This window comes from Xanthomonas nasturtii (assembly GCF_001660815.1).
Lineage (GTDB): Bacteria > Pseudomonadota > Gammaproteobacteria > Xanthomonadales > Xanthomonadaceae > Xanthomonas > Xanthomonas nasturtii.
Genome location: NZ_LYMI01000007.1, coordinates 25,376 through 45,191 on the forward strand (window position 1 = coordinate 25,376; position 19,816 = coordinate 45,191).

General features: G+C 66.6%; 13 protein-coding genes. 5 read left to right on the plus strand and 8 right to left on the minus strand.

Annotation, left to right across the window (positions count from 1 at the left end):
- Positions 1–65: 65 nt before the first annotated feature.
- Positions 66–968, minus strand: a complete 903-nt coding sequence (locus A7D16_RS03495) for a LysR family transcriptional regulator (RefSeq protein ID WP_064629868.1) — start codon at positions 966–968, stop codon at positions 66–68.
- A 97-nt stretch (positions 969–1,065) separates the two neighbouring features.
- Between A7D16_RS03495 and A7D16_RS03500 the strand changes: the two genes are divergently transcribed.
- Positions 1,066–2,256: an MFS transporter gene (locus A7D16_RS03500; RefSeq protein WP_064629870.1), complete on the plus strand. Its 1,191-nt coding sequence runs from the start codon at positions 1,066–1,068 to the stop codon at positions 2,254–2,256.
- Between the two features lie 131 nt (positions 2,257–2,387).
- Here A7D16_RS03500 and yccS read toward each other — a convergent pair whose 3' ends face one another.
- The 3 genes from yccS to purH form a co-directional block, all read right to left on the minus strand.
- A complete protein-coding gene (gene yccS / locus A7D16_RS03505; protein WP_064629871.1) occupies positions 2,388–4,601 on the minus strand; it encodes a YccS family putative transporter in 2,214 nt (737 codons plus the stop codon).
- Positions 4,602–4,843: 242 nt separating this feature from the next.
- Positions 4,844–6,139 (minus strand): phosphoribosylamine--glycine ligase, encoded by a 1,296-nt coding sequence (gene purD, locus A7D16_RS03510; protein ID WP_064629873.1) that lies wholly within the window; start codon positions 6,137–6,139, stop codon positions 4,844–4,846.
- A gap of 132 nt (positions 6,140–6,271) precedes the next feature.
- Entirely contained in the window at positions 6,272–7,855 is a 1,584-nt protein-coding gene (gene purH, locus A7D16_RS03515; protein ID WP_064629875.1) for a bifunctional phosphoribosylaminoimidazolecarboxamide formyltransferase/IMP cyclohydrolase, read from the minus strand.
- A gap of 1,088 nt (positions 7,856–8,943) precedes the next feature.
- Here purH and A7D16_RS03520 point away from each other — a divergent pair.
- The gene (locus A7D16_RS03520; protein WP_064629878.1) at positions 8,944–13,386 is read left to right on the plus strand and encodes a beta strand repeat-containing protein; all 4,443 of its coding nucleotides are present in this window, start codon (positions 8,944–8,946) and stop codon (positions 13,384–13,386) included.
- Positions 13,387–13,719: 333 nt separating this feature from the next.
- Here A7D16_RS03520 and fis read toward each other — a convergent pair whose 3' ends face one another.
- The 3 genes from fis to A7D16_RS03535 form a co-directional block, all read right to left on the minus strand.
- Complete coding sequence (gene fis / locus A7D16_RS03525) at positions 13,720–13,992, minus strand: DNA-binding transcriptional regulator Fis (RefSeq protein WP_002804983.1); 273 nt, start codon at positions 13,990–13,992, stop codon at positions 13,720–13,722.
- A gap of 116 nt (positions 13,993–14,108) precedes the next feature.
- Positions 14,109–15,329: a DUF3426 domain-containing protein gene (locus tag A7D16_RS21160; protein ID WP_082925713.1), complete on the minus strand. Its 1,221-nt coding sequence runs from the start codon at positions 15,327–15,329 to the stop codon at positions 14,109–14,111.
- A 293-nt stretch (positions 15,330–15,622) separates the two neighbouring features.
- Positions 15,623–16,000 carry a helix-turn-helix transcriptional regulator gene (locus A7D16_RS03535; RefSeq protein ID WP_064629881.1) on the minus strand — a complete coding sequence of 126 codons (378 nt, stop codon included), beginning with the start codon at positions 15,998–16,000 and terminating at the stop codon, positions 15,623–15,625.
- 143 nt (positions 16,001–16,143) lie between these two features.
- Between A7D16_RS03535 and A7D16_RS03540 the strand changes: the two genes are divergently transcribed.
- A complete protein-coding gene (locus tag A7D16_RS03540) occupies positions 16,144–16,653 on the plus strand; it encodes a hypothetical protein (RefSeq protein ID WP_064629883.1) in 510 nt (169 codons plus the stop codon).
- A 9-nt stretch (positions 16,654–16,662) separates the two neighbouring features.
- Here the strand turns inward: A7D16_RS03540 and prmA are convergent, their stop codons facing one another.
- Positions 16,663–17,595, minus strand: a complete 933-nt coding sequence (gene prmA / locus A7D16_RS03545) for a 50S ribosomal protein L11 methyltransferase (RefSeq protein ID WP_064629885.1) — start codon at positions 17,593–17,595, stop codon at positions 16,663–16,665.
- Between the two features lie 573 nt (positions 17,596–18,168).
- On the opposite strand from prmA, the gene A7D16_RS03550 reads away from it, so the two are divergent.
- Together A7D16_RS03550 and A7D16_RS03555 are read left to right on the plus strand one after the other, a co-directional pair.
- Positions 18,169–19,098, plus strand: coding sequence for a hypothetical protein (locus A7D16_RS03550; RefSeq protein WP_064629887.1), 930 nt, complete (start codon positions 18,169–18,171; stop codon positions 19,096–19,098).
- A complete protein-coding gene (locus A7D16_RS03555) occupies positions 19,095–19,460 on the plus strand; it encodes a hypothetical protein (protein ID WP_064629889.1) in 366 nt (121 codons plus the stop codon). Before A7D16_RS03550 ends, A7D16_RS03555 begins: the two co-directional genes overlap by 4 nt.
- The last annotated feature ends 356 nt before the right edge of the window (positions 19,461–19,816 follow it).

Here is a 19,816-nt window from a genome sequence, read left to right on the forward strand (position 1 = left end):
GTTTCCTTTGCGAACGCGCGCAGCCTAGCAGGCTTCCACGGCGGGCTGGTGCATGGCCGATGCGCTCAGCGCGGAGCGCGTGCCGATGGCGCACGTCGCGCGGCCTGGGCGCGCAGCAGCGCCATGAAGGCACGCGCGGCCGGGGTGGGATCGGGCCGCCACACCGCATAGGTCAAAAAGCCGAAGCGCTCCTTCAGCGCGACCGTCACCACCCCGCGCATGGCCGCAGCCATGGTGTGCGGCACGATGCCCACGCCCAGGTCGGCGGCGACCAGTTCGCGCACCAGATCGGCATGGGTGACCTCGTATTGCTGGCGCTGCCGCAAACCGGCCTGCGCGAAGGCCGCATCGACGATGCCGCGCACGCCGGCACCGGGAATCAGCCCGGCCATCGGTTCGTCGTCGAGCTCGGCCAGCGCCACCCGTTTGCGCGCGGCAAAGCGGTGGCCGGGGGCCACGATCAAGGCCAGCGCCTCTTCATGCAGCAGCAGGCGCTGCGCTGGCACCGCGACCTGCGGGCCGACGCCGACCAGGGCCACATCCAGCCGGCCTTCACTCAGGTCGTGCAGCAGGGCCTCGCTCATCGCAGTGCGCAGGTGCACGTCCACCCGCGCATGCGCGCTGCGAAACGCGCGCAGCAGCGTGGGCAGCTGCACGGTGGTGAGCGAGGAGATCTGCCCCAGCGTGAGCCGGCCGCGCACCGTGCCCAGGGCCTGGGCCATTTCCTCGTGCAGGCGCTCGGCCGCGCGCAAGGTTTCGCGGGCGTTATGCAGGAATACCTCGCCGGCTGCGGTAGGCCGCACCTGGCGGGTGCCGCGTTCGAACAGGCGCGCGCCGAGGGTTTCCTCGATCTTGGCGACCTGATGGCTGAGCGCCGATTGCACGGTGTTGCAACGGCGTGCGGCAGCGGTAAAGCCGCCTTCTTCGGCCACGGCCACGGCAAATTCCAGTTGGCGCAGGGTCAGCATGCGATCTCAAAACGCGATGGACACGGTGAAAACAATACATTGGAAAGATGCGGCGTCGCTGCCCACACTGCGCCCACTCCTTCAGCAGGCACCTGCCATGACCGTCGAACCGATTGCCCACCTACCATTGCCGCGCCGGCTGGTGCTGCTGATGGCCGCCGCCACCGGGCTGGCGGTGGCGAGCAACTATTACGCCCAGCCCCTGCTGGAAACGCTCGCGCAGGCGTTCGGCATCCAGGTGCGCAGCGCCGGTGCGGTGGTCACGGCCGCGCAGCTGGCCTACGCGGCCGGCTTGCTGTTGCTGGTGCCGCTGGGCGACCGGCTGGAGCGGCGCGGGCTGATCGTGGGCCTGTTCGTGCTGAGCGCGCTGGGCCTGCTGGTGAGCGCCAGTTCGCACAGTTTTGCGATGTTGCTGGTGGGCACCATCGTGACCGGCGCCAGCTCGGTGGCGGCGCAGATTCTGGTGCCGTTTGCGGCCACGCTGGCCGCGCCCAAGGAGCGCGGGCGGGTGATCGGTACGGTGATGAGCGGGTTGTTGCTGGGCATCCTGCTGGCGCGCACGGCCGCCGGGGTGCTGGCCGGTGTTGGCGGCTGGCATACGGTGTACTGGATCGCCTCGGGCGCGTTGCTGTTCACTGCCGGCTTGTTGTGGCGCGGGCTGCCGCGCCATCCCGGCAATGCGCAGTTGTCCTATCCGCAGCTGGTGGGCTCTGTGTTGACGCTGCTGCGCGACGATGCGGTGCTGCGATCGCGTTCGGTGCTGGGCGGGCTGATCTTTGCCGGTTTCAGCATGTTCTGGACCACGCTGGCGTTTTTGCTGTCCGGGCCAAGTTATGGCTATGGCATAGCGGTGATCGGGTTGTTCGGCCTGATCGGCGCGGCTGGTGCGCTGGCCGCCAATCGCTCCGGGCATTGGTCCGACCACGGGCATGGCGATCGGGTCAGTTGGGGCGGGCTGGTGATGTTGCTGCTGTCGTGGGGATTGCTGGCGTTTGCGCCGCAATCGATCGGCTTGCTGATCGTCGGCGTGCTGCTGCTGGATATCGCGGTGCAAGGCGTGCATATCGCCAACCAGAGCGTGATCTATCAGCGCAATCCCAATGCGCGTAATCGCATCACCTCGGCCTACATCACCTGCTACTTCATCGGCGGCGCGGTGGGTTCGACATTAGGCACGGCGGCGTATGCGCAGGCCGGCTGGAACGGCGTGGTGATCGGTGGCGCAGTGCTGGCCGTGGCGGCGTTGGGATGGGTGTGGCTGAGCGTGGCGCGCAAGCAGTGGAAGTAAGTGTGGCTGACAGAGCGACGGCGCGGCTGTCGGATGGAGGTCGCCTGTGCTTGCATCGCATCGCCCGGCATCGGCTGTCCACATGGATGCTGCATTGGTGCGCGGCCTCCGCGCCTACCGACAAGGACGCGTTAGGCCTTGTTGATCGCCAACCGGGTGGTGCTGTCTGCCGGTGCAGTGGTAACCGCCATCGCCGCAGCACGCAGCTTGGGCAACAGGCGCAGGGTCAACGCTAACTGGTCGCGCACCAGGCGCTGCTTGGGCGGTAGTTGCACGGCGTGTTGTTCCAGCGCCTCGGCGGTGGCCACTTCTTCGGTTTCGTCGTGCACCGGCAACGGTTGGCGTTCGCGCAAGGCGGTGGCGATTTCGCCCAGCGCGCGCTGCAGGTAGTCGCCGGCCTGCGCGATGCTGGGGTCGTGTTCGCCATCGAGTGCGGCACGGTGCGCGCCCAGTGCAGACAGATAGCCGAGCAAGGTGTTGGACAGCGCCAGGAAGCGGAAACCTGCATCCAGATTGCGCCGATAGCGGCCCGGTTCGCGCAGCATGTTGGACAGCGCAACCGACAACGCGGCATCGGCGTTGTGCATGTCGCGGCGTGCGATGCGGTAGGGCAGATCGTCGCGCATGCCGCTGGCGTACTGCTCCAGCACCTGGGCCAGATAACGCGCGCAACTGGCCAGCACCGTGGCCATCACCTGGTTGAGGCGGCGGCCCTGCCAGTCCGGCAGGATCAGGAACGAGGCGGCCGCGGCAATGGCGCAACCGATCAGCGTGTCGATCAGGCGCGGCCAGATCAGCACGAAACCATCGCCGAGCAGGTTGAAGCAGAACAGCGCCATCACCGTGATGCCGGCGGTGGCGAGCATGTAGCGATCGGTGCGGGTGATGAAGAAAATCAGCGCAGCGGCCAGCGCCAGCAGCAGCTGCACTTCGGTGCCGGGGAACAGTTGCATCAGCGCCCAGGTGGCGACCAGGCCGATCAGGGTGCCGGCGATGCGTTGCACCAGCCGCAGGCGGGTGGCGCCGTAGTTGGGCCGGCACACGAACGCGGTGGTGAGCAGGATCCAGTAGCCGTTGTCGGCATGGATGGATTGCATGATGGCGTAGCCGACTACCAGCGCGATGGCCATGCGCAGGCCATGGCGAAACAGCACCGAGCCGGGCGTGAGTTGCTGGCCCAGGCGTGCGGCCATTTCGCGCAAGGTGTGCGGCGAGGAGTCGCGCAGCCGGGTGTCGAGGTTATCGCTGGTGGAATCGGATTGCGCCGCCTCCGACAGCTTGCGTTCGATGCTCTGCAGGTTGGTCACCAGCAATTCCAGCGCACCGAGCAGGCGCGCCAGCGCAGGGTCGGCACGCGCGTGCAGGTAGTCCAGCGATTGACGCAGGTCTTCGGTGGCCAGGCGGCTGTTGTCGCCGTAATCGAACGGTTGGCGCAGGCGGATCGCCTCGCCCAACGCCGCGCAGGCCTTGCCCTGCAATGCGAGCAGGCGCTGGCAGCGGTACAGCACATCGCTGTGGAAGAACGCGTCGGTCAGCGCTTCATACGGATAGTGCGAGGAGCTGGCGCGCTCGTGGAATTCCTGCGCCATGTAATACAGCCGGAAATACAGGCCCGATTGCACGCCCGGCCGCCCCGAGCGGCCGAAGCGGCTCATGATCGCGGTCTTGGCGGCGTTGAGTGCGCCGACCACCTTGGCATTCTGCTCGGCCAGTGCCAGCCGGCGCGCATGCAGGTCGCTCTGGCGCACCGGTTCGAACAGATCGGCCTTGAGCTTGAGGTAGCGGCCCAGCTCGAAAAACAGCCGCGCCAACCGCTCGCGCACCGGGCGGTTGGCGAACAGGATGGTCCACAGGATCGACAGCACGCCGTACCAGGTGGCGCCGATCAACAGCAGCGCCGCGCCGTGCCAGGCGATCAATGGATCGTGGCTGCCGTGCTGATCCATGCCGATCATGGCGTAGATCGACAAGGCCACCGTGGCCTGCGCGATCGAGGCATAGCGCTCGCCCAGCGCGCCGAGCAGGGTCAACGAAAAGGTCGCCAACGCCATGCCGATCACGAACGGCAGCGGGTACGGAAACAGCAGCACCACCGCAGCCGCGGCGGCGGCGAAGCACAGCAAGGAGAGCAGCACCGACTTGATGCGGCCCAGCCAGTTGTCGTCGGTTTCGGCAATGGCGCTGGCGATCGCGCCCAGGAACAGCGCCGGCACCGCAGTGAGCTGCTGCCAGTGCCAGCACACGCCCATCGCCACCGCCAGCGCGATGAACACGCGCAGGCCATAGCTGGCCTTTTCATGGGCCCACAAGCGGCTAAGGCGGGTTTCGAAGGAGGGAGTGGCCACGGTCTCTACAAGGCAGGGTGCCCGGGCATTATTGCCGCAGCCCGGCGCCGCCGGTGTGGACGGCGGCTAGTTCTTTGTCAGTAGGGCGGCGATTGTGCGGATTGGAGCCGATTGCGCGACGACGGTGCCTGCGCTGCAGCCCGACAGCACGTGCCTGCGCGCAGCCGCGTGAGCTGCGCGTCCGGCCAACTGCACGGGCATGTATCGCGCTTGACGACCTTGCAAGGTGTGGTTGCGAGTGCTCAGCTCTGTGCGTCGCGCTCGCGGGCGATCGCGCGCCAGCCGATGTCGCTGCGCTGGAAGGCGTTGGGCCAGTGGATCGGCTGCAGGCCGGCGTAGGCGGTGCGCTGCGCGTCCAGCACGCTGTCGCCGAGCGCGGCAACGCACAGCACGCGACCGCCGGCGCTGATCACCTGCCCATCGGCATTCAACGCGGTGCCGGCATGGAAGGCCTTGGCGTTGGCCGGCACTGCGTCCAGGCCAGTGATGACCTCGCCGGTGACCGGGGTTTCGGGATACGGCCTGGCGGCGATGACCACGCCCAGCGACGGGCGCGGGTCCCACTTTGCTTGCGCGCTGTCGAGCTTGCCGTCAATGGCCGCGTCGAGCAGATCGACCAGATCCGACTGCAGGCGCAGCATCACCGGCTGGGTTTCCGGGTCGCCGAAGCGCACGTTGAACTCGATCACCTTGGGCGCGCCATGCGCATCGATCATCAGCCCGGCATAGAGAAAACCGTTGAACGGCACGCCGTCGGCAATCATGCCTTGTACGGTCGGCTCGACCACTTCGCGCATCACCCGCGCATGCACCTCGGGTGTGACCACCGGGGCTGGTGAGTAGGCGCCCATGCCGCCGGTATTCGGGCCGGTGTCGCCATCGCCCACACGCTTGTGGTCCTGGCTGGTGGCCATCGGCAGGGCGTGTGTGCCGTCGACCACGGAAATGAAACTGGCTTCTTCGCCGTCGAGAAATTCCTCGATCACCACGCGTGCACCGGCATCGCCGAACGCATTGCCCGAGAGCATGTCGCGCACCGCGTCTTCGGCTTCGGCCAATGTCATCGCCACGATCACGCCCTTGCCGGCTGCCAGGCCATCGGCCTTGACCACGATCGGCGCGCCCCTCTCGCGCACATAGGCCAGCGCCGCGTCCACTTCCGTGTGCACCGCGTAATACGCAGTGGGAATGCCATGACGCGCAAGAAAATCCTTTGCGAAGGCCTTGCTGCCTTCCAGCTGCGCGGCCTTGGCGGTGGGCCCGAAGATGCGCAACCCGGCGGCGTGGAAGCGGTCGACCACGCCCAGCACCAGCGGCACTTCCGGCCCGACCACGGTGAGCGCGACGGCTTCGCGCTGCGCCAGTGCGAGCAGGCCATCGAGATCGTCGACCTTGATCGCGACATTGCGGCACTTGGCCTCGGTAGCGGTGCCGGCATTGCCTGGCGCCACGAGGACCTCGCTCACGCGTGCGGACTGCGCGATCTTCCAGGCCAGGGCGTGTTCGCGGCCGCCGGAGCCGATGACAAGGATTTTCATTTGAGTGCCGGGAATGGGGAATATGGAAGAGGGAATAGCAACGTCTTTGGTTCTGCAGGCCGTACGATGTGGAGTGGCATTCAGGGAACCGCTCTGCCGATTCCCGATTCCCAACTCCCCATTCCCGGCACGTCAGTGCCTGAAATGCCGCACGCCGGTGAACACCATCGCGATGCCGTGTTCGTCGGCGGCGGCGATCACTTCGCCGTCGCGCATCGAGCCGCCGGGCTGGATCACCGCCTTGATGCCGGCCGCGGCGGCGGCATCGATGCCGTCGCGGAACGGGAAGAACGCGTCCGAGGCCATCACCGAGCCGGCAACGGTGAGCTTGGCTTCTTCGGCCTTGAGCGCGGCGATCTTGGCGCTGACCACGCGGCTCATCTGCCCGGCGCCGACACCGATGGTGCGGCTGTCCTTGGCGTAGACAATGGCGTTGGATTTGACGTACTTGGCCACGCGCCAGGCGAACAGCAGATCGCCCAGTTCGGCCTCGCTGGGCGCACGCTGGGTGACCACGCTCAATTCGCCCAGCGACATGCCGCGGTTGTCGGCCGACTGCATCAGCAGGCCCGAGCCGATCCGCTTGGTGTCGTAATTGTTCAAGCCATTGCCGTGCGGAATCTTGAGCACGCGCACGTTGGCTTTCTTGGTGGCGTATTCCAGCGCGCCGGCCTCGTAGTCGGGCGCGATCAGCACTTCGACGAACTGGCGGTCCAGAATGGCTTTCGCCGTCGCTGCGTCGAGGGTCTGGTTGAAGGCCAGGATGCCGCCGAACGCGCTGGTCGGGTCGGTGGCGTAGGCCAGCTCGTAGGCATCGCCGCAGGCCGCGCCCACCGCTACGCCGCAGGGGTTGGCGTGCTTGACGATCACACAGGCCGGCGCATCGAACTGACGCACGCATTCCCACGCTGCGTCCGCATCGGCCAGGTTGTTGTAGCTGAGCTCCTTGCCCTGCAACTGCTGGAAGGTGGCCAGCGTGCCCGGCACCGGAGACAGGTCGCGGTAGAAAGCGCCGGACTGGTGCGGGTTTTCGCCGTAGCGCAGGTCCATCACCTTGATGAAATTGGAATTGATCTGCGCCGGGAACGGGCTGCGTGTGGGCACACTTTCGGCGCTATCGGCCACTGCCGACAGATAGTTGCTGATCGCCGCGTCGTATTGCGCCACGCGGTTGAACGCGGCCACCGACAAGGCAAAGCGCTTGGCCGCCGACAGCTGGCCGTCGTTGGCGTCGAGTTCGGCCAGCAGCTCGGCGTACTGCGCCGGGTCGGTAGCCACCGCCACGCGGGCGAAGTTCTTGGCCGCGCTGCGCAGCATTGCCGGGCCGCCGATGTCGATGTTTTCCACCGCGTCGGCCAACGTGCAGTCGGCTTTGACCGTGACCGACTCGAACGGATACAGGTTCAGCACCAGCAGGTCGATCGGCACGATGCCGTGTTCGGCCATCACCGCCTCATCGACGCCGGCGCGGCCGAGCAGGCCGCCGTGCACCAGCGGGTGCAGGGTCTTGACGCGGCCGTCCATCATTTCCGGGAAGCCGGTGAGATCGGCGACATCTTTCACCGGCAGGCCGGCCTCGCGGATCGCCTTGGCGGTGCCGCCGGTGGACAGCAGTTCGACGTTGCGCGCCACCAGCGCGCGGGCCAGGTCGATCAGGCCGGTCTTGTCGGAAACGGAGAGCAGGGCCCGGCGCACGGGCAGGAAATCAGAGGCCATCGGTGGGGGATGTCGTTGCGGAGCAGCCGATATTGTAGGCTGCGCCAGCGCGCGATGGGCTCGACACCTGCGCGATGGCCTTGATCCGTGTGCTGACGGGAAGCTTCCAGGCGCTGCTACGGGCGCAGGGTTGGTGGGCGCTAGAGCGCAACGGCATCGGGCGACAGCGGGTGACGACCACGTGCCGTTCGGTCGAGGTGTTCGGTTGCCAGACATGATCACGCAGATGTCGGCGAAGCGATCGCTCCACCCAAGGCTGTCTGGCACTCGGCGAGATACCTGCAATCGAACGGCCACCTGCGGTGGTGTCGTTTACTGACTGCAGCTGATGTCAGTCATGGCAGCGCGCTGCCGGCTTGCCGTAAATGCGGCAGCTGCCGCGCATGATCGACCCGGCGGAGAAGAGGAGCGCGCTGATGCAGTGAGATAAAGTCCGCGTCACAAACGCAAAATGACTGAGTGCACATCTGAAAAGCGACATTCGACCATTGCGATTAAATTGATTTGGCGGGCCAATTCACCAATAAATAATGCATTAATCACGAAAACACTTTGCTGTAAAAATCGGCGGGCTGCCGGTCTGTTCGAAAGCGAGCGATTCGCCAAATGACATAATCAAGACCAGTTCGCATATTTAGAAAAAAGTTGGAAATCTCGGCGCAACGCGCGTTTCGCGCTTCGGTATCGGAAACATGTTTTCTGCTGTGGCGACATCTGCCATGTGCTGCTGAATCACGATCTGGACTCGCTGATCTGTTGAGTTCCCTAACGTTCAAAGGCAATGACGCTGTCGGCGAGGCGTCCACCACTACTTGCTGCAAGGGCTGCCGTGCAGGAGCCAGCCTTGCCCTCATCCTAAGCTGCGTCTTGCCGTCACGGCGATCCATGACCCTGCGATTCAAGCAAGACACCCCAGCGCACTCCGCGCCCTAGGGCGTTCCCGAAGGACCACCATTGCCGTTCCGACGCAGTCCTTGCCAGCGGGAGGATGCGTTTCGCCCGCATGGGCGTCGCTCCCATCTTTCTATCGGCGATGGCATGAACCTGACTTGCGCGGCTGTTTTAGAAAATTCAGATGAGATTATCTTATGAATCGTGAAAAAGTTTTGGCATTACGCACATGCACAAACAACATGTCCGATCATTGCGGATTGATCTGGCCGAAAAGCGGTCCGGTCGAATGCAGGCATTGGCAGCCTAGCGTCAAACAGGAAAATGGTTTGACCGGTTTGTTGTGGGGGCAGGGAACCAATGCGCATCTGAACATGCATGCCGATGCGCACTGGGTGGTGTGCATGGTGGAGACCGCCGATATCATCTGGTTGGGCGAAGAGGGAATGATCAAGTTTCCCAAGGCCGACGTGGTCTACGCCGGTAACCGTGCGGGCGCGATGAGCTGCATCGCCGCCGGCATCGAGCAACACGCGCCACCCAAACCCGAATTGCCTGACGACACGGTCATGGCTGCGGAATTCACCCCCAAGGCACCGTACGCGCAGTTCACCGCGCCTGCTGTTGAAAGCGGTCCGCATTCCACCGCGCCACTTCCATCACCGCCCAACGGCACCGATCCCCAAGCCGCGCAGCCGTCCAATACGATCCTGCGCACCCGCGAAATCGCCACCTATGGCAGCACGCTCACCGGCGCCGATCAGAGTCAGCTGATCGCAGGCTATGGAAGCACCGAGACCGCCGGTAACGGCAGCGAGTTGATCGCCGGCTATGGCAGTACCGGCGTGGCCGGATCCGACAGCACCATCTTGGCCGGCTATGGCAGTTCCCAGACTGCAGGAGGCGGGAGCACACTGACTGCCGGCTATGGCAGCACCCAGACCGCGCGCCAGGGCAGCGAGCTGACGGCAGGTTACGGCAGTACCGAAACCGCCGGTGCAGACAGCTCGCTGATCGCCGGCTATGGCAGCACGCAAACCTCCGGCGGCGACAGCTCGTTGACTGCCGGCTACGGCAGCACCCAAACCGCGCGGAACGGCAGCGACCTCACCGCAGGCTACGGCAGCACCAGCACGGCGGGCACCGATAGTTCGCTGATCGCCGGCTACGGCAGCACCCAGACCTCGGGCGGAGAAAGCTCGCTGACCGCCGGCTATGGCAGCACGCAGACAGCGCAGGACGGCAGTGACCTCACCGCCGGCTATGGCAGCACGGGCACCGCCGGTGCCGATAGCTCATTGATCGCCGGTTATGGCAGTACGCAGACATCGGGCAACGACAGCTCGCTGACGGCAGGCTACGGCAGCACCCAGACCGCCCGCACCGGCAGCGACCTCACCGCGGGTTACGGCAGCACATCCACTGCCGGTGCGGACAGCACGCTGATCGCCGGCTATGGCAGCACCCAGACCTCCGGCGGGGACAGCTCGCTCACCGCCGGCTACGGCAGCACGCAGACTGCGCGCAAAGGCAGCGATCTAACTGCCGGCTATGGCAGCACCGCAACCGCCGGTGCGGACAGTACGCTGATCGCCGGTTATGGCAGCACCCAGACATCGGGCGGCGACAGTTCGCTGACCGCCGGCTACGGCAGCACGCAGACCGCACGCAGCGGCAGCGACCTGACCACCGGCTATGGCAGCACCTCCACGGCCGGCGCCGACAGCACATTGGTTGCAGGCTACGGCAGCACGCAGACCTCCGGCGGCGAAAGCTCGCTGACTGCCGGTTATGGAAGCACCCAGACGGCGCGAAGCGGTAGCGACCTGACCACTGGCTACGGCAGTACCTCCACGGCCGGCGCTGACAGCACCTTGATTGCCGGTTATGGCAGTACCCAGACCTCCGGCGGGGACAGCTCCCTCACTGCGGGCTACGGCAGCACGCAAACCGCGCGCAGCGGTAGCGACCTGACCACCGGCTACGGCAGTACCTCCACGGCGGGTGCCGACAGCACCTTGATTGCCGGTTATGGCAGTACCCAGACCTCCGGCGGGGACAGCTCCCTCACTGCGGGTTACGGCAGCACGCAAACCGCGCGCAGCGGTAGCGACCTGACCACCGGCTACGGCAGTACCTCCACGGCGGGTGCCGACAGCACCTTGATCGCCGGTTATGGCAGCACGCAGACGTCCGGTGGTGAAAGTTCGCTCACTGCGGGCTACGGCAGCACGCAAACGGCACGCAAGGGCAGCGACCTCACCACTGGCTACGGCAGCACCTCCACGGCCGGCGCCGACAGCACCTTGATTGCCGGTTATGGCAGCACCCAGACATCGGGCGGCGACAGTTCGCTGACCGCCGGCTACGGCAGCACGCAAACCGCGCGCAAAGGCAGCGACCTCACCACCGGCTATGGCAGCACCTCCACGGCCGGTGCCGACAGCACCTTGATTGCAGGGTACGGAAGTACCCAGACCTCCGGCGGGGAAAGTTCGCTCACTGCCGGCTACGGCAGCACGCAAACCGCACGTAAGGGCAGTGACCTCACCACCGGCTATGGCAGCACGTCGACCGCCGGTGCCGACAGCACGCTGATCGCCGGTTATGGCAGCACCCAGACCTCCGGGGGCGACAGCTCGCTCACTGCCGGCTACGGCAGCACGCAAACCGCACGTAAGGGCAGCGACCTCACCACCGGCTATGGCAGCACATCGACCGCCGGTGCCGACAGCACGCTGATCGCCGGCTATGGCAGCACCCAGACCTCCGGGGGCGACAGCTCGCTCACTGCCGGCTATGGCAGTACGCAAACCGCACGTAAGGGCAGTGACCTCACCGCCGGTTACGGGAGCACTTCAACTGCGGGTTCTGACAGTTCGCTGATTGCCGGCTATGGCAGCACGCAGACGGCCGGCTTCAAAAGCGTCCTGACCACCGGCTACGGCAGCACCCAGACCGCGCAGGAAGGCAGCATGCTCACTGCCGGCTATGGCAGTTCGTCCACCGCCGGCTCCGACAGCTCGCTGATCGCCGGCTACGGCAGCACCCAGACGGCCGGCTTCAAAAGCATCCTCACCGCAGGCTACGGCAGCACCCAGACCGCGCAGGAGCGCAGCACGCTCACCACCGGTTACGGCAGCACATCGACGGCAGGGCATGACAGTACGCTGATTGCCGGCTATGGCAGTACCCAGACCGCCGGCTACAAGAGCATTCTCACCACCGGCTATGGCAGCACCCAGACCGCGCAGGAAAGCAGTTCGCTGATCGCCGGCTACGGCAGTTCCTCCATGGCCGGCCCGGACAGCTCGCTGATCGCGGGTTATGGCAGTACCCAGACTGCCGGTTACGACAGCTTCCTGACGGCCGGTTACGGCAGTACCCAGACCGCGCAGAGCAGCAGCTGGTTGATCACCGGCTACGGCAGTACGTCCACCGCCAGCTTCCAGAGTTCGTTGATTGCCGGCTATGGCAGCACGCAGACGGCCGGCTACGAAAGTACCTTGACCGCCGGCTACGGCAGCACCCAGACGGCGCAGGAAATCAGTTGGCTCACCACCGGCTACGGCAGCACGCAAACGGCCGGCCATGGCAGCATCCTGACCGCCGGTTACGGCAGCAATTCCACCGCCGGCTATGAAAGCACCCTGATCGCGGGGTATGGCAGTACCCAGACCGCCGGCTACGAAAGCACCCTGACCGCCGGTTACGGCAGCACCCTGACCGCGCTGGAAAACAGCTCGCTCACCGCCGGCTACGGCAGTACCGAAATCGCCGGTTTCTCCAGCACGCTGATCGCCGGCTACGGCAGCAGCCAGACCGCCGGTGGCGACAGCACGTTGACCGCCGGCTACGGCAGCACCTTGATGGCCCTGGACAACAGTACGCTGACGGCAGGCTACGGCAGCACCGAGACCGCAGGACAGGACAGCTCGCTGATCGCCGGGTATGGCAGCAGCTTGACCAGTGGCGTGCGCAGCTATCTGACCGCTGGCTATGGCAGCAACCAGATCGCAAGCTACGGAAGCTCGTTGATCGCAGGACACGAAAGTACCCAGATTGCCGGCCATCGCAGCATGTTGATCGCCGGCAAGCTGAGTTCGCAGACGGCCGGTTCGCGCAGCACGCTGATCGCCGGCAGGGGCAGCATCCAGACCGCAGGCGACCGCAGCAAGCTGATCGCCGGCGCCGACAGCACCCAGATCGCCGGCGATCGCAGCAAGTTGCTGGCCGGCAGCAACAGCTTCCTCACCGCGGGGGACCGCAGCAAACTCACCGCAGGCGACGATTGCACGCTGATGGCAGGCGACCGCAGCAAGTTGACCGCCGGCAAGAACAGCATCCTGACCGCGGGCGCCAACAGCCGGTTGATCGGTAGCCTGGGCTCCACCCTCACCGGTGGCGAAGACTCGGTGCTGATCTTCCGATGCTGGGACGGCAAGCGCTATACCAACATCATTGCCAAGACCGGCGAGGAGGGTGTCGAAGCCGATACCGCCTATCAGGTCGACGACGACAAGAACGTGGTCGAAAAATTCGACGATCCTTTCGACACGATCGACGCGATCGTGCTCGAGCATGACAACGGGTCGGCGTCTGCAGCCGATCACGCGCCTGACGCGCATGCACCCCACTGAGCAAGCAACGCACGCAGGCGATCGGTGGCGTTGATCAACGGCCGCGGCCAACTGCCCGATGAGCGGCAGTTGGCCTGATCTGCTCAAACACGCATTGCAGTGCCCCCGATGACTGCCGCATGCCCGCCTGGCGTCGCCAGTCCCTGAAGCGGGTCACGCAGAGTGAAACGCGCATGTCAGCGCCGGATGCGCATCGGCAGAGCGAGGCATCCAGACGACGCTCCATGCATCAGCGCTCAGGGCGGCTTGGCTTCGTCAACCATGGCAGTGGAGCGCACTGAGCAGCCAGCGACGCTGCACCGCTCTCACGATTCGCCAATCCTACTCCCGGCGTCAGGTCAGCCCGTACTCTTTCAACTTCTTGCGCAACGTCGCCCGGTGAATGCCCAGCATGGCCGCGGCGCGGCTCTGGTTGCCTTCGCAGTGGTTGAGCACTTCGACGAACAACGGGATCTCCATCTCGCGCAGCACGATTTCATAGACATCATCGGCGTCGCTGCCGTCCAGGTCGCGCAGATAACGGCGCACGGACTGGGCCACGTGTTCGCGCAGGGGCGACTTCGGGGCGCCACGACTGGTGTCAGGACGAGAGGGGGCTGCGTTCAAAGGAGGTTCCCAGTGTCACGAAGCCGGGACGCGTGGCCGGCGAGGGGGAGTGAGTCTAGCGCGTGACCTCATCGCTCGCCACGCCCGTGTGACGCATGCGTGGCGGTCGCGCCCGCTCACCGGAAGTCGAAACTGAAGGCTGCCGTGCTCGCGGCCGGTTCGCGCACGCGGAACGCCACCTGCACCGCCTGCCCCGGCGCCAGGGTGTCCTGCGCGTCTGGCGACGGGCCCAGATACTCCTGTGGCGACAGCACGCGGGTGCCGATCACCCGGCCATCGGCGTCGGACAGCGACAGCTGCAGCCACGGCCAGGCCTGCGCCCAGCGCGCGTCGTTACGGAAGCTGGCCTGGATCTGCAGCACGCCGGCCACGCCAGGCAGCGGGCGCACATCGCGGTTGAGCAGGGTCAGCGCCGCCGGCTCGCGCCAGGCCGGCAACGTGCAGCGCGCCAGCGTGCAGGCCGCGCTGACCAACGGGCGCCAGCGCGCGTTGCTGGCCAGCTGGTCACGGTCGGCGATGACGATCTGCAAGCCGAGCACAGCGACCAAGCCCACCAACACCGCCCACTGCAGCCCGCTGGCGCGCAGGCGCGGACGGCCAATGCCACGCCGCGCAAACGCAGGGGCGGCGGCAGCGGGCAGGGGATGGAACTGCGCTGTGGTGTCGCGTGGCGCGCTGCCGACATCGGCCTCCACCTCCGCGGGATCGGCTGCCGGTGCGCTGGCGGTGGCGAGTTCGGTTGCTGCCGGATCGGTGCGGCCGGAAAGACGATCTGCGTGCGGTGCGCTGTCGGTCACGCTCGTCACCTGGTGGCTTGCGCTGGTGTCGGTGTCGGTTGTCGTGATGATCGTCGGCGTTGCCGCGGCGCCTGCAGGCCGCGCAGAGGCTGGCGCTGTTGCAATTGAAGTGTCACGGCCCGTCGTGTGTGCGGACGCTGGTGGTGTGCCCGGCGCATTCGGATAAGACGCGTCGCGATCGGCTGCCGCACGCAGCGCACCCGGCTGCGCCGCGTCCACGGTGCCTGGCAGTGGTTGCGTGTTTTGGTCCGGGCGGCCCGCAGCAGCTGCATCGGTAACGGCAACGGGCGGGGCCAGCCCGTGGTCGCCGGGGACGGTATGCGCGGCGGCCGACGCAGAAGGCGCAGGCACGCGCGGCGCCGGTGGCGCGGCGACCCGCTCCGCTGCTGGGGCCGGCGGCAATGCGGAAGCCGGGGCCGGTGGCACCTGCTCTGCCGGTTCGGTGGGCGGCACAGCCGGGGTCGGAATCAGCGATGGAGCGGCCGGCGTCGCACGCAGGAACGTGGCCAGGGGGCGGCGCGGTGGCGGAGTCTCGGACATCGGCAGGCGTGCAGCGGGAAGAGCCCTATTCAACCACGCGCACGTCGCAGGGCGAACCGGCAAGCGTCGGTGCTGACGCCAATCGCGCAGCGCAGCTCACGCCGACGGCAGCCGCCGAACCACCGCAAGCAAGCGAGTCCCATCCAGGCTTGGCCCAAAAAATGGTGGGAGCTGCCACCAGCGAAACCTCCCCTCGGAAAATCAGCCCCGGCAATGTCAGCTCGCCGATTCCCGATTCCCGATTCCCGATTCCCGATTCCCGAATCCCGAATCCCGAATCCCGAATCCCGAGCTCACCGCCTGCGCCGCGTCTTCCCCTCGGCCAGCAACAGATCCAGCAGGCCGCTGCGCTGGCGCGGCGCCAGGGTGTCGAAGCGGGTCAGCAGCACGCGTTGCTGGTCGTCCAGGCGCCGGTATTGCGCCGGTTCTTCGGCAATGGCCGACACCGGCGGGCCGAACACGCGCTCGCCGCGGCCGGTGGCCAGGTATTCGAACGCCATGCCGCTGCGCTTGGCCAGGCCGATCAGGTTCTCCACCGACGGGGCGGTGCCCTCGGCCATCTCCCACTGCGCCACGGCGCTGCGGGTGACGCCCAACTCGCCGGCCAGGGCTTCCTGGGTCAGCTTGGTGAGGCTGCGGGCTTCGCGTACCCGTTCGTACAGCTTGCTCACACGGCACCGTTGGAAAGCAGGCAGGGCCGGGAGATATAGCCCTAGCAGCGCTTGGGGATAGTTCGTATGTCTTTCATATCGGCATATGTTTGCGATACTGTCGTGTCGTCAATGACGACAACAGCACAGCGAACTCAAGGAGGATGTTCATGGTCGAGCCTGCCGTTCCCAAGCCCGACGCCCACGGGCGCAGTACCACCCCGCCTTCCGCGCCCGCAGACGCGCCATGGCCGGCGCATTCGCCACTGGACCCTGCGGTAAAACACTTTCGTGGCGCCCCCAGTTTTCAGGTCTGGCGACGCGGTTCCGAGTGGACGGCGGTTGCCGAGGGCGTGCAGTGGTCAGCCGCGCTGGCACCACGCGTCCGGGCGCTGCGCGACCGGCGCTGGTCGCTGCTGGCGGTGAGTGTGCTCATGCTGGGCGTGGCCGGTGCAGTGGCGCTTGCAGGCGTACAGGCGTGGTCGCCCCCAGCATGGGCAGTGCTGCTGGTGGCAGAGGTGGTGCTGCGGCTGTGCGTGGCCCGCTGGGCCGGGCGTTGGCGCACTGCGGCGCTGCAACGCAGCGGCTGGCAGCCGGTGACCCGGCTGCGGGCGATCAGCGTGGCCGATGCGGTGACCACCGCGCAGATCCGCGCCGCCCGGCCACCGCGTTAGCCGTGCGGATTACGCGCCGGAGGACGCGCGGCGCACGCCGTCGATGCGCATCCAGTCTTCATCGCGTTCGCAGCGCAGTTGCTCGAACCAGGGGGCGTAGCGTTCCAGCAAGGCGTCTTCCTGGCCGTGCAGGATGCCGCACATCGCAAAGCGTCCACCCGGGGCCACGCGTGCGGCCAGCAGCTCGGCCAGCGCGTCCAGCGCCGTTGCCAGGATGTTGGCCACCACCACCGAGTAGGTCTGCACCGGCTCGTCCTCCGGCATGTAGGCCGTCAGTTGCGCTTGCAGGCCATTGCGCTCTGCATTCTCGGCAGTGGCCAGCAGCGCTTGCGGGTCGTTGTCCACGCCCACCGCGCTGGCGGCGCCCAGCTTGAGCGCGGCCAGCGCAAGAATGCCCGAGCCGCAACCGAAGTCGAGTACATGCGCGCCTTGCAGCGCGCCACTGGTGCCCAGGCTGTCGAGCCAGCGCAGGCACAACGCGGTGGTCGGGCTGGCTCCCGAGCCGTAGGCCAGGCCCGGATCCAGCCGCACCACCGCCGCTTCTGGAGTATCGGCAGCCTCGGGCAGGTCGTGATTCCACGGCACGATAAAGGTGCGCGCGCCGAACTGCATCGGCTTGAACAGGTCCATCCAGGCGCGTATCCAGTCGCTGTCTTCCACCATGCGAAACGCGACCTGGCTCCAGTCCAGGCCCGGATCGAAGGCTTCCAGCGCCGCCAGCACCACCAGCGCGTCGCTTTCGCCGTCGAACAGCGCAGTCATTGTCAGCCTGTCCCACAACGGCATTTCGCCCACGCCGGGTTCGAGAAGGGCGTGCTCGTTGCTGGTACCGGCATCGGCGTCGAGCATGGTCACCGCCAGTGCGCCGACATCGTCCAGCGCATTCTGGAAACGGGGCTGGGTGACCTCGGAACAGGAAAGGGTCAGTTCAAGAAACGGCATCGTGGCGGTCGGGTCATTCCAAAGCACGCATCGTAGACCATTCGTGTTGGCCTGCCCCAACGCAGCCGCGCTGCGCGGATGGCTGCATTCGGAGCAGTCGCCGCCCCTGGAGCATTGCCTCGCGCATACAGATGGCTTGGGGCAATGAGTGTTCCTGATGAAAAGTGCTTCGTTGCCGGGCAGCTGTGCGGTGTTATTCAAGCAGGGCGTGCGGGATCCTGGTGCCTGCTTGCGATGAGGCTGCAATCGGGGCGCGGTGACGTGCGTGCTGGTGTTGGCGGTGTATCGGCTGGCCGCGTCTCGGTGTGTCGATGACACTGCCGCGTGATCGAACAAGGTGCGCGTTGCCATGCGCGTCGAATCACAGAAGGTCAGCCGCATCGTTACCAACGCACAGCGTGGCGTACCTGTCGCGCGCCACGCACCTGCGTTCCGCGCAGGCCGTCATTGCCGGTATCGCCCCTCCCGCGACGCGCGCTGGCAGCGTCCGCTTGGCCGCGGCTGTGCGCATGGGCGGGTGCTAGACTCCGCGTCGTCGCTGCGGGTGTTGCCGCGGCAGGGTCGCCGCCTGTCATGCCGCTTGTTCGTGCCCGCCATCTCTGGCTGTTGCTCGCTCCTGCCGCGCTTGCGGCGGCCGGGTGGTGGCATGTGCGCGCGCAGCCGGCCGAGCACGCTGCTCACCGATCAGTGGCTGTTTCTGCCAGCACTGCGCACCTCAGCGGTGTGACAACGCCGCAGCACGCGTTTGCAGAGCACGGCACGGCACTGCAGCTGCCCTACCGCGACGCGGTGGAAGCGCAACCGGATCTGTACCGCTACGCGCAGCAATTGCTGCAGCAGGTACGTGCCGGCGATGCGCAAGCAGGTTGGCGATTGAGCCGTGTCTACGATTACTGCGCGCCCTATGCGGCCAGCCCGTCCGGCTATGCCGCCGACAGTGCCTGGATCGCCGCGCAACCCACCCCCGGGGTGGTGGCGATGCACGCCGCGCGCGAGCGCGTGGCGCAGCGCTGCGCCGGCTTTGCCCCCGCCGACGGGTTGAGTGCGCGCGTGGTCGCCCAGCAACGCCAGGCCGCGGCGCGTGCCGGCAGCCTGGCCGCCGAGGCCGCCATGCTGGCACTGGGCGAACCATTGCAGGCATCGCCCGGCTACAAGCGCGCGCTTGTGCAACGCGTGCTGGCCTCGCGCGACCCGGAGGCCTATCTGGCCCTGGCCCCGGCCATGGGCGCGCGCGCCAGCGGCGACGACAGTCTGCAAGGCTATGTGGCCGGCGATCAGTTCGCCGAACTGGCCTGGCAAGTGGCCGCGTGCCGGCTGGGGCTGGATTGCAGTGCCGACAGCACCCTGGTCACCAGTTATTGCGCCAACGCGGGCATCTGCTCGCGCGATGCCGCGCAGGATTTTGTGTCGTTCGTATTCGATGCCGCGGTGCCGCGGCAGGGAGCAGACAGGGTGGATGAGATGGTCGATAAATTGGTATCCGAGCCGGGAGCGCAGTCATGAATTACCGTCGGTTGGCGCATGGCGCCAAATTCTGGTTCTGGGTCGCATTGTTCGTGGCGTATTCGGCGGCGGCGGTGGGCATCGTGATGATCGATACCGCCGATCACCGCTACCAGCCGCTGTCGGTGAAATCCACCAGCGTCACCGCCGACGAACAGCAGCGACGGCACGGCGCAAGCCAGGTTGCAGCGGTGTACCGCGCCAGCAGCGCCATGCCGTTTTCCACCTTGCCGGCCGGCTCGACGTTTCAGGTGGTGTGGCCGGACGGCTCCACCGAAACCATGACCGTGGTCGACCCGTCATCGGCCAGCGGCATCGTGCCGGTGCCCGGCAGCCAGCAGGCGCCTGCGCCGCGGCGGTGAACGTGCAGCGCGTCGCGTGTCGCTAGAGCGCGGCCGCTGCGCATCCGGTAGCGCGGGCGGCACCGGCGGGAGCGTGCGGGGCGCAGCCCAGCCACTGTCACGTGTGCAGATGACCGAAGAACTGCACATCGGATCCGGCGCTGCTTGCGCCATCGGTCTTCGAACACTCGGTTCCGTGAGAGCGCACCCTGGCGCGACAGGGCTCTACCGATAACGCCCCATCGCGCCCGGCTGCGCTCCTACGCATGGACCGGCTGGCTTGCAGGGCTGACGGCGCGATGCAGTGTGGCGCGACGCCCCAGGGAGCAACAAAAAAGCCCGGTTTCCCGGGCTTTTTCGCAACTTGCCATGGCGCT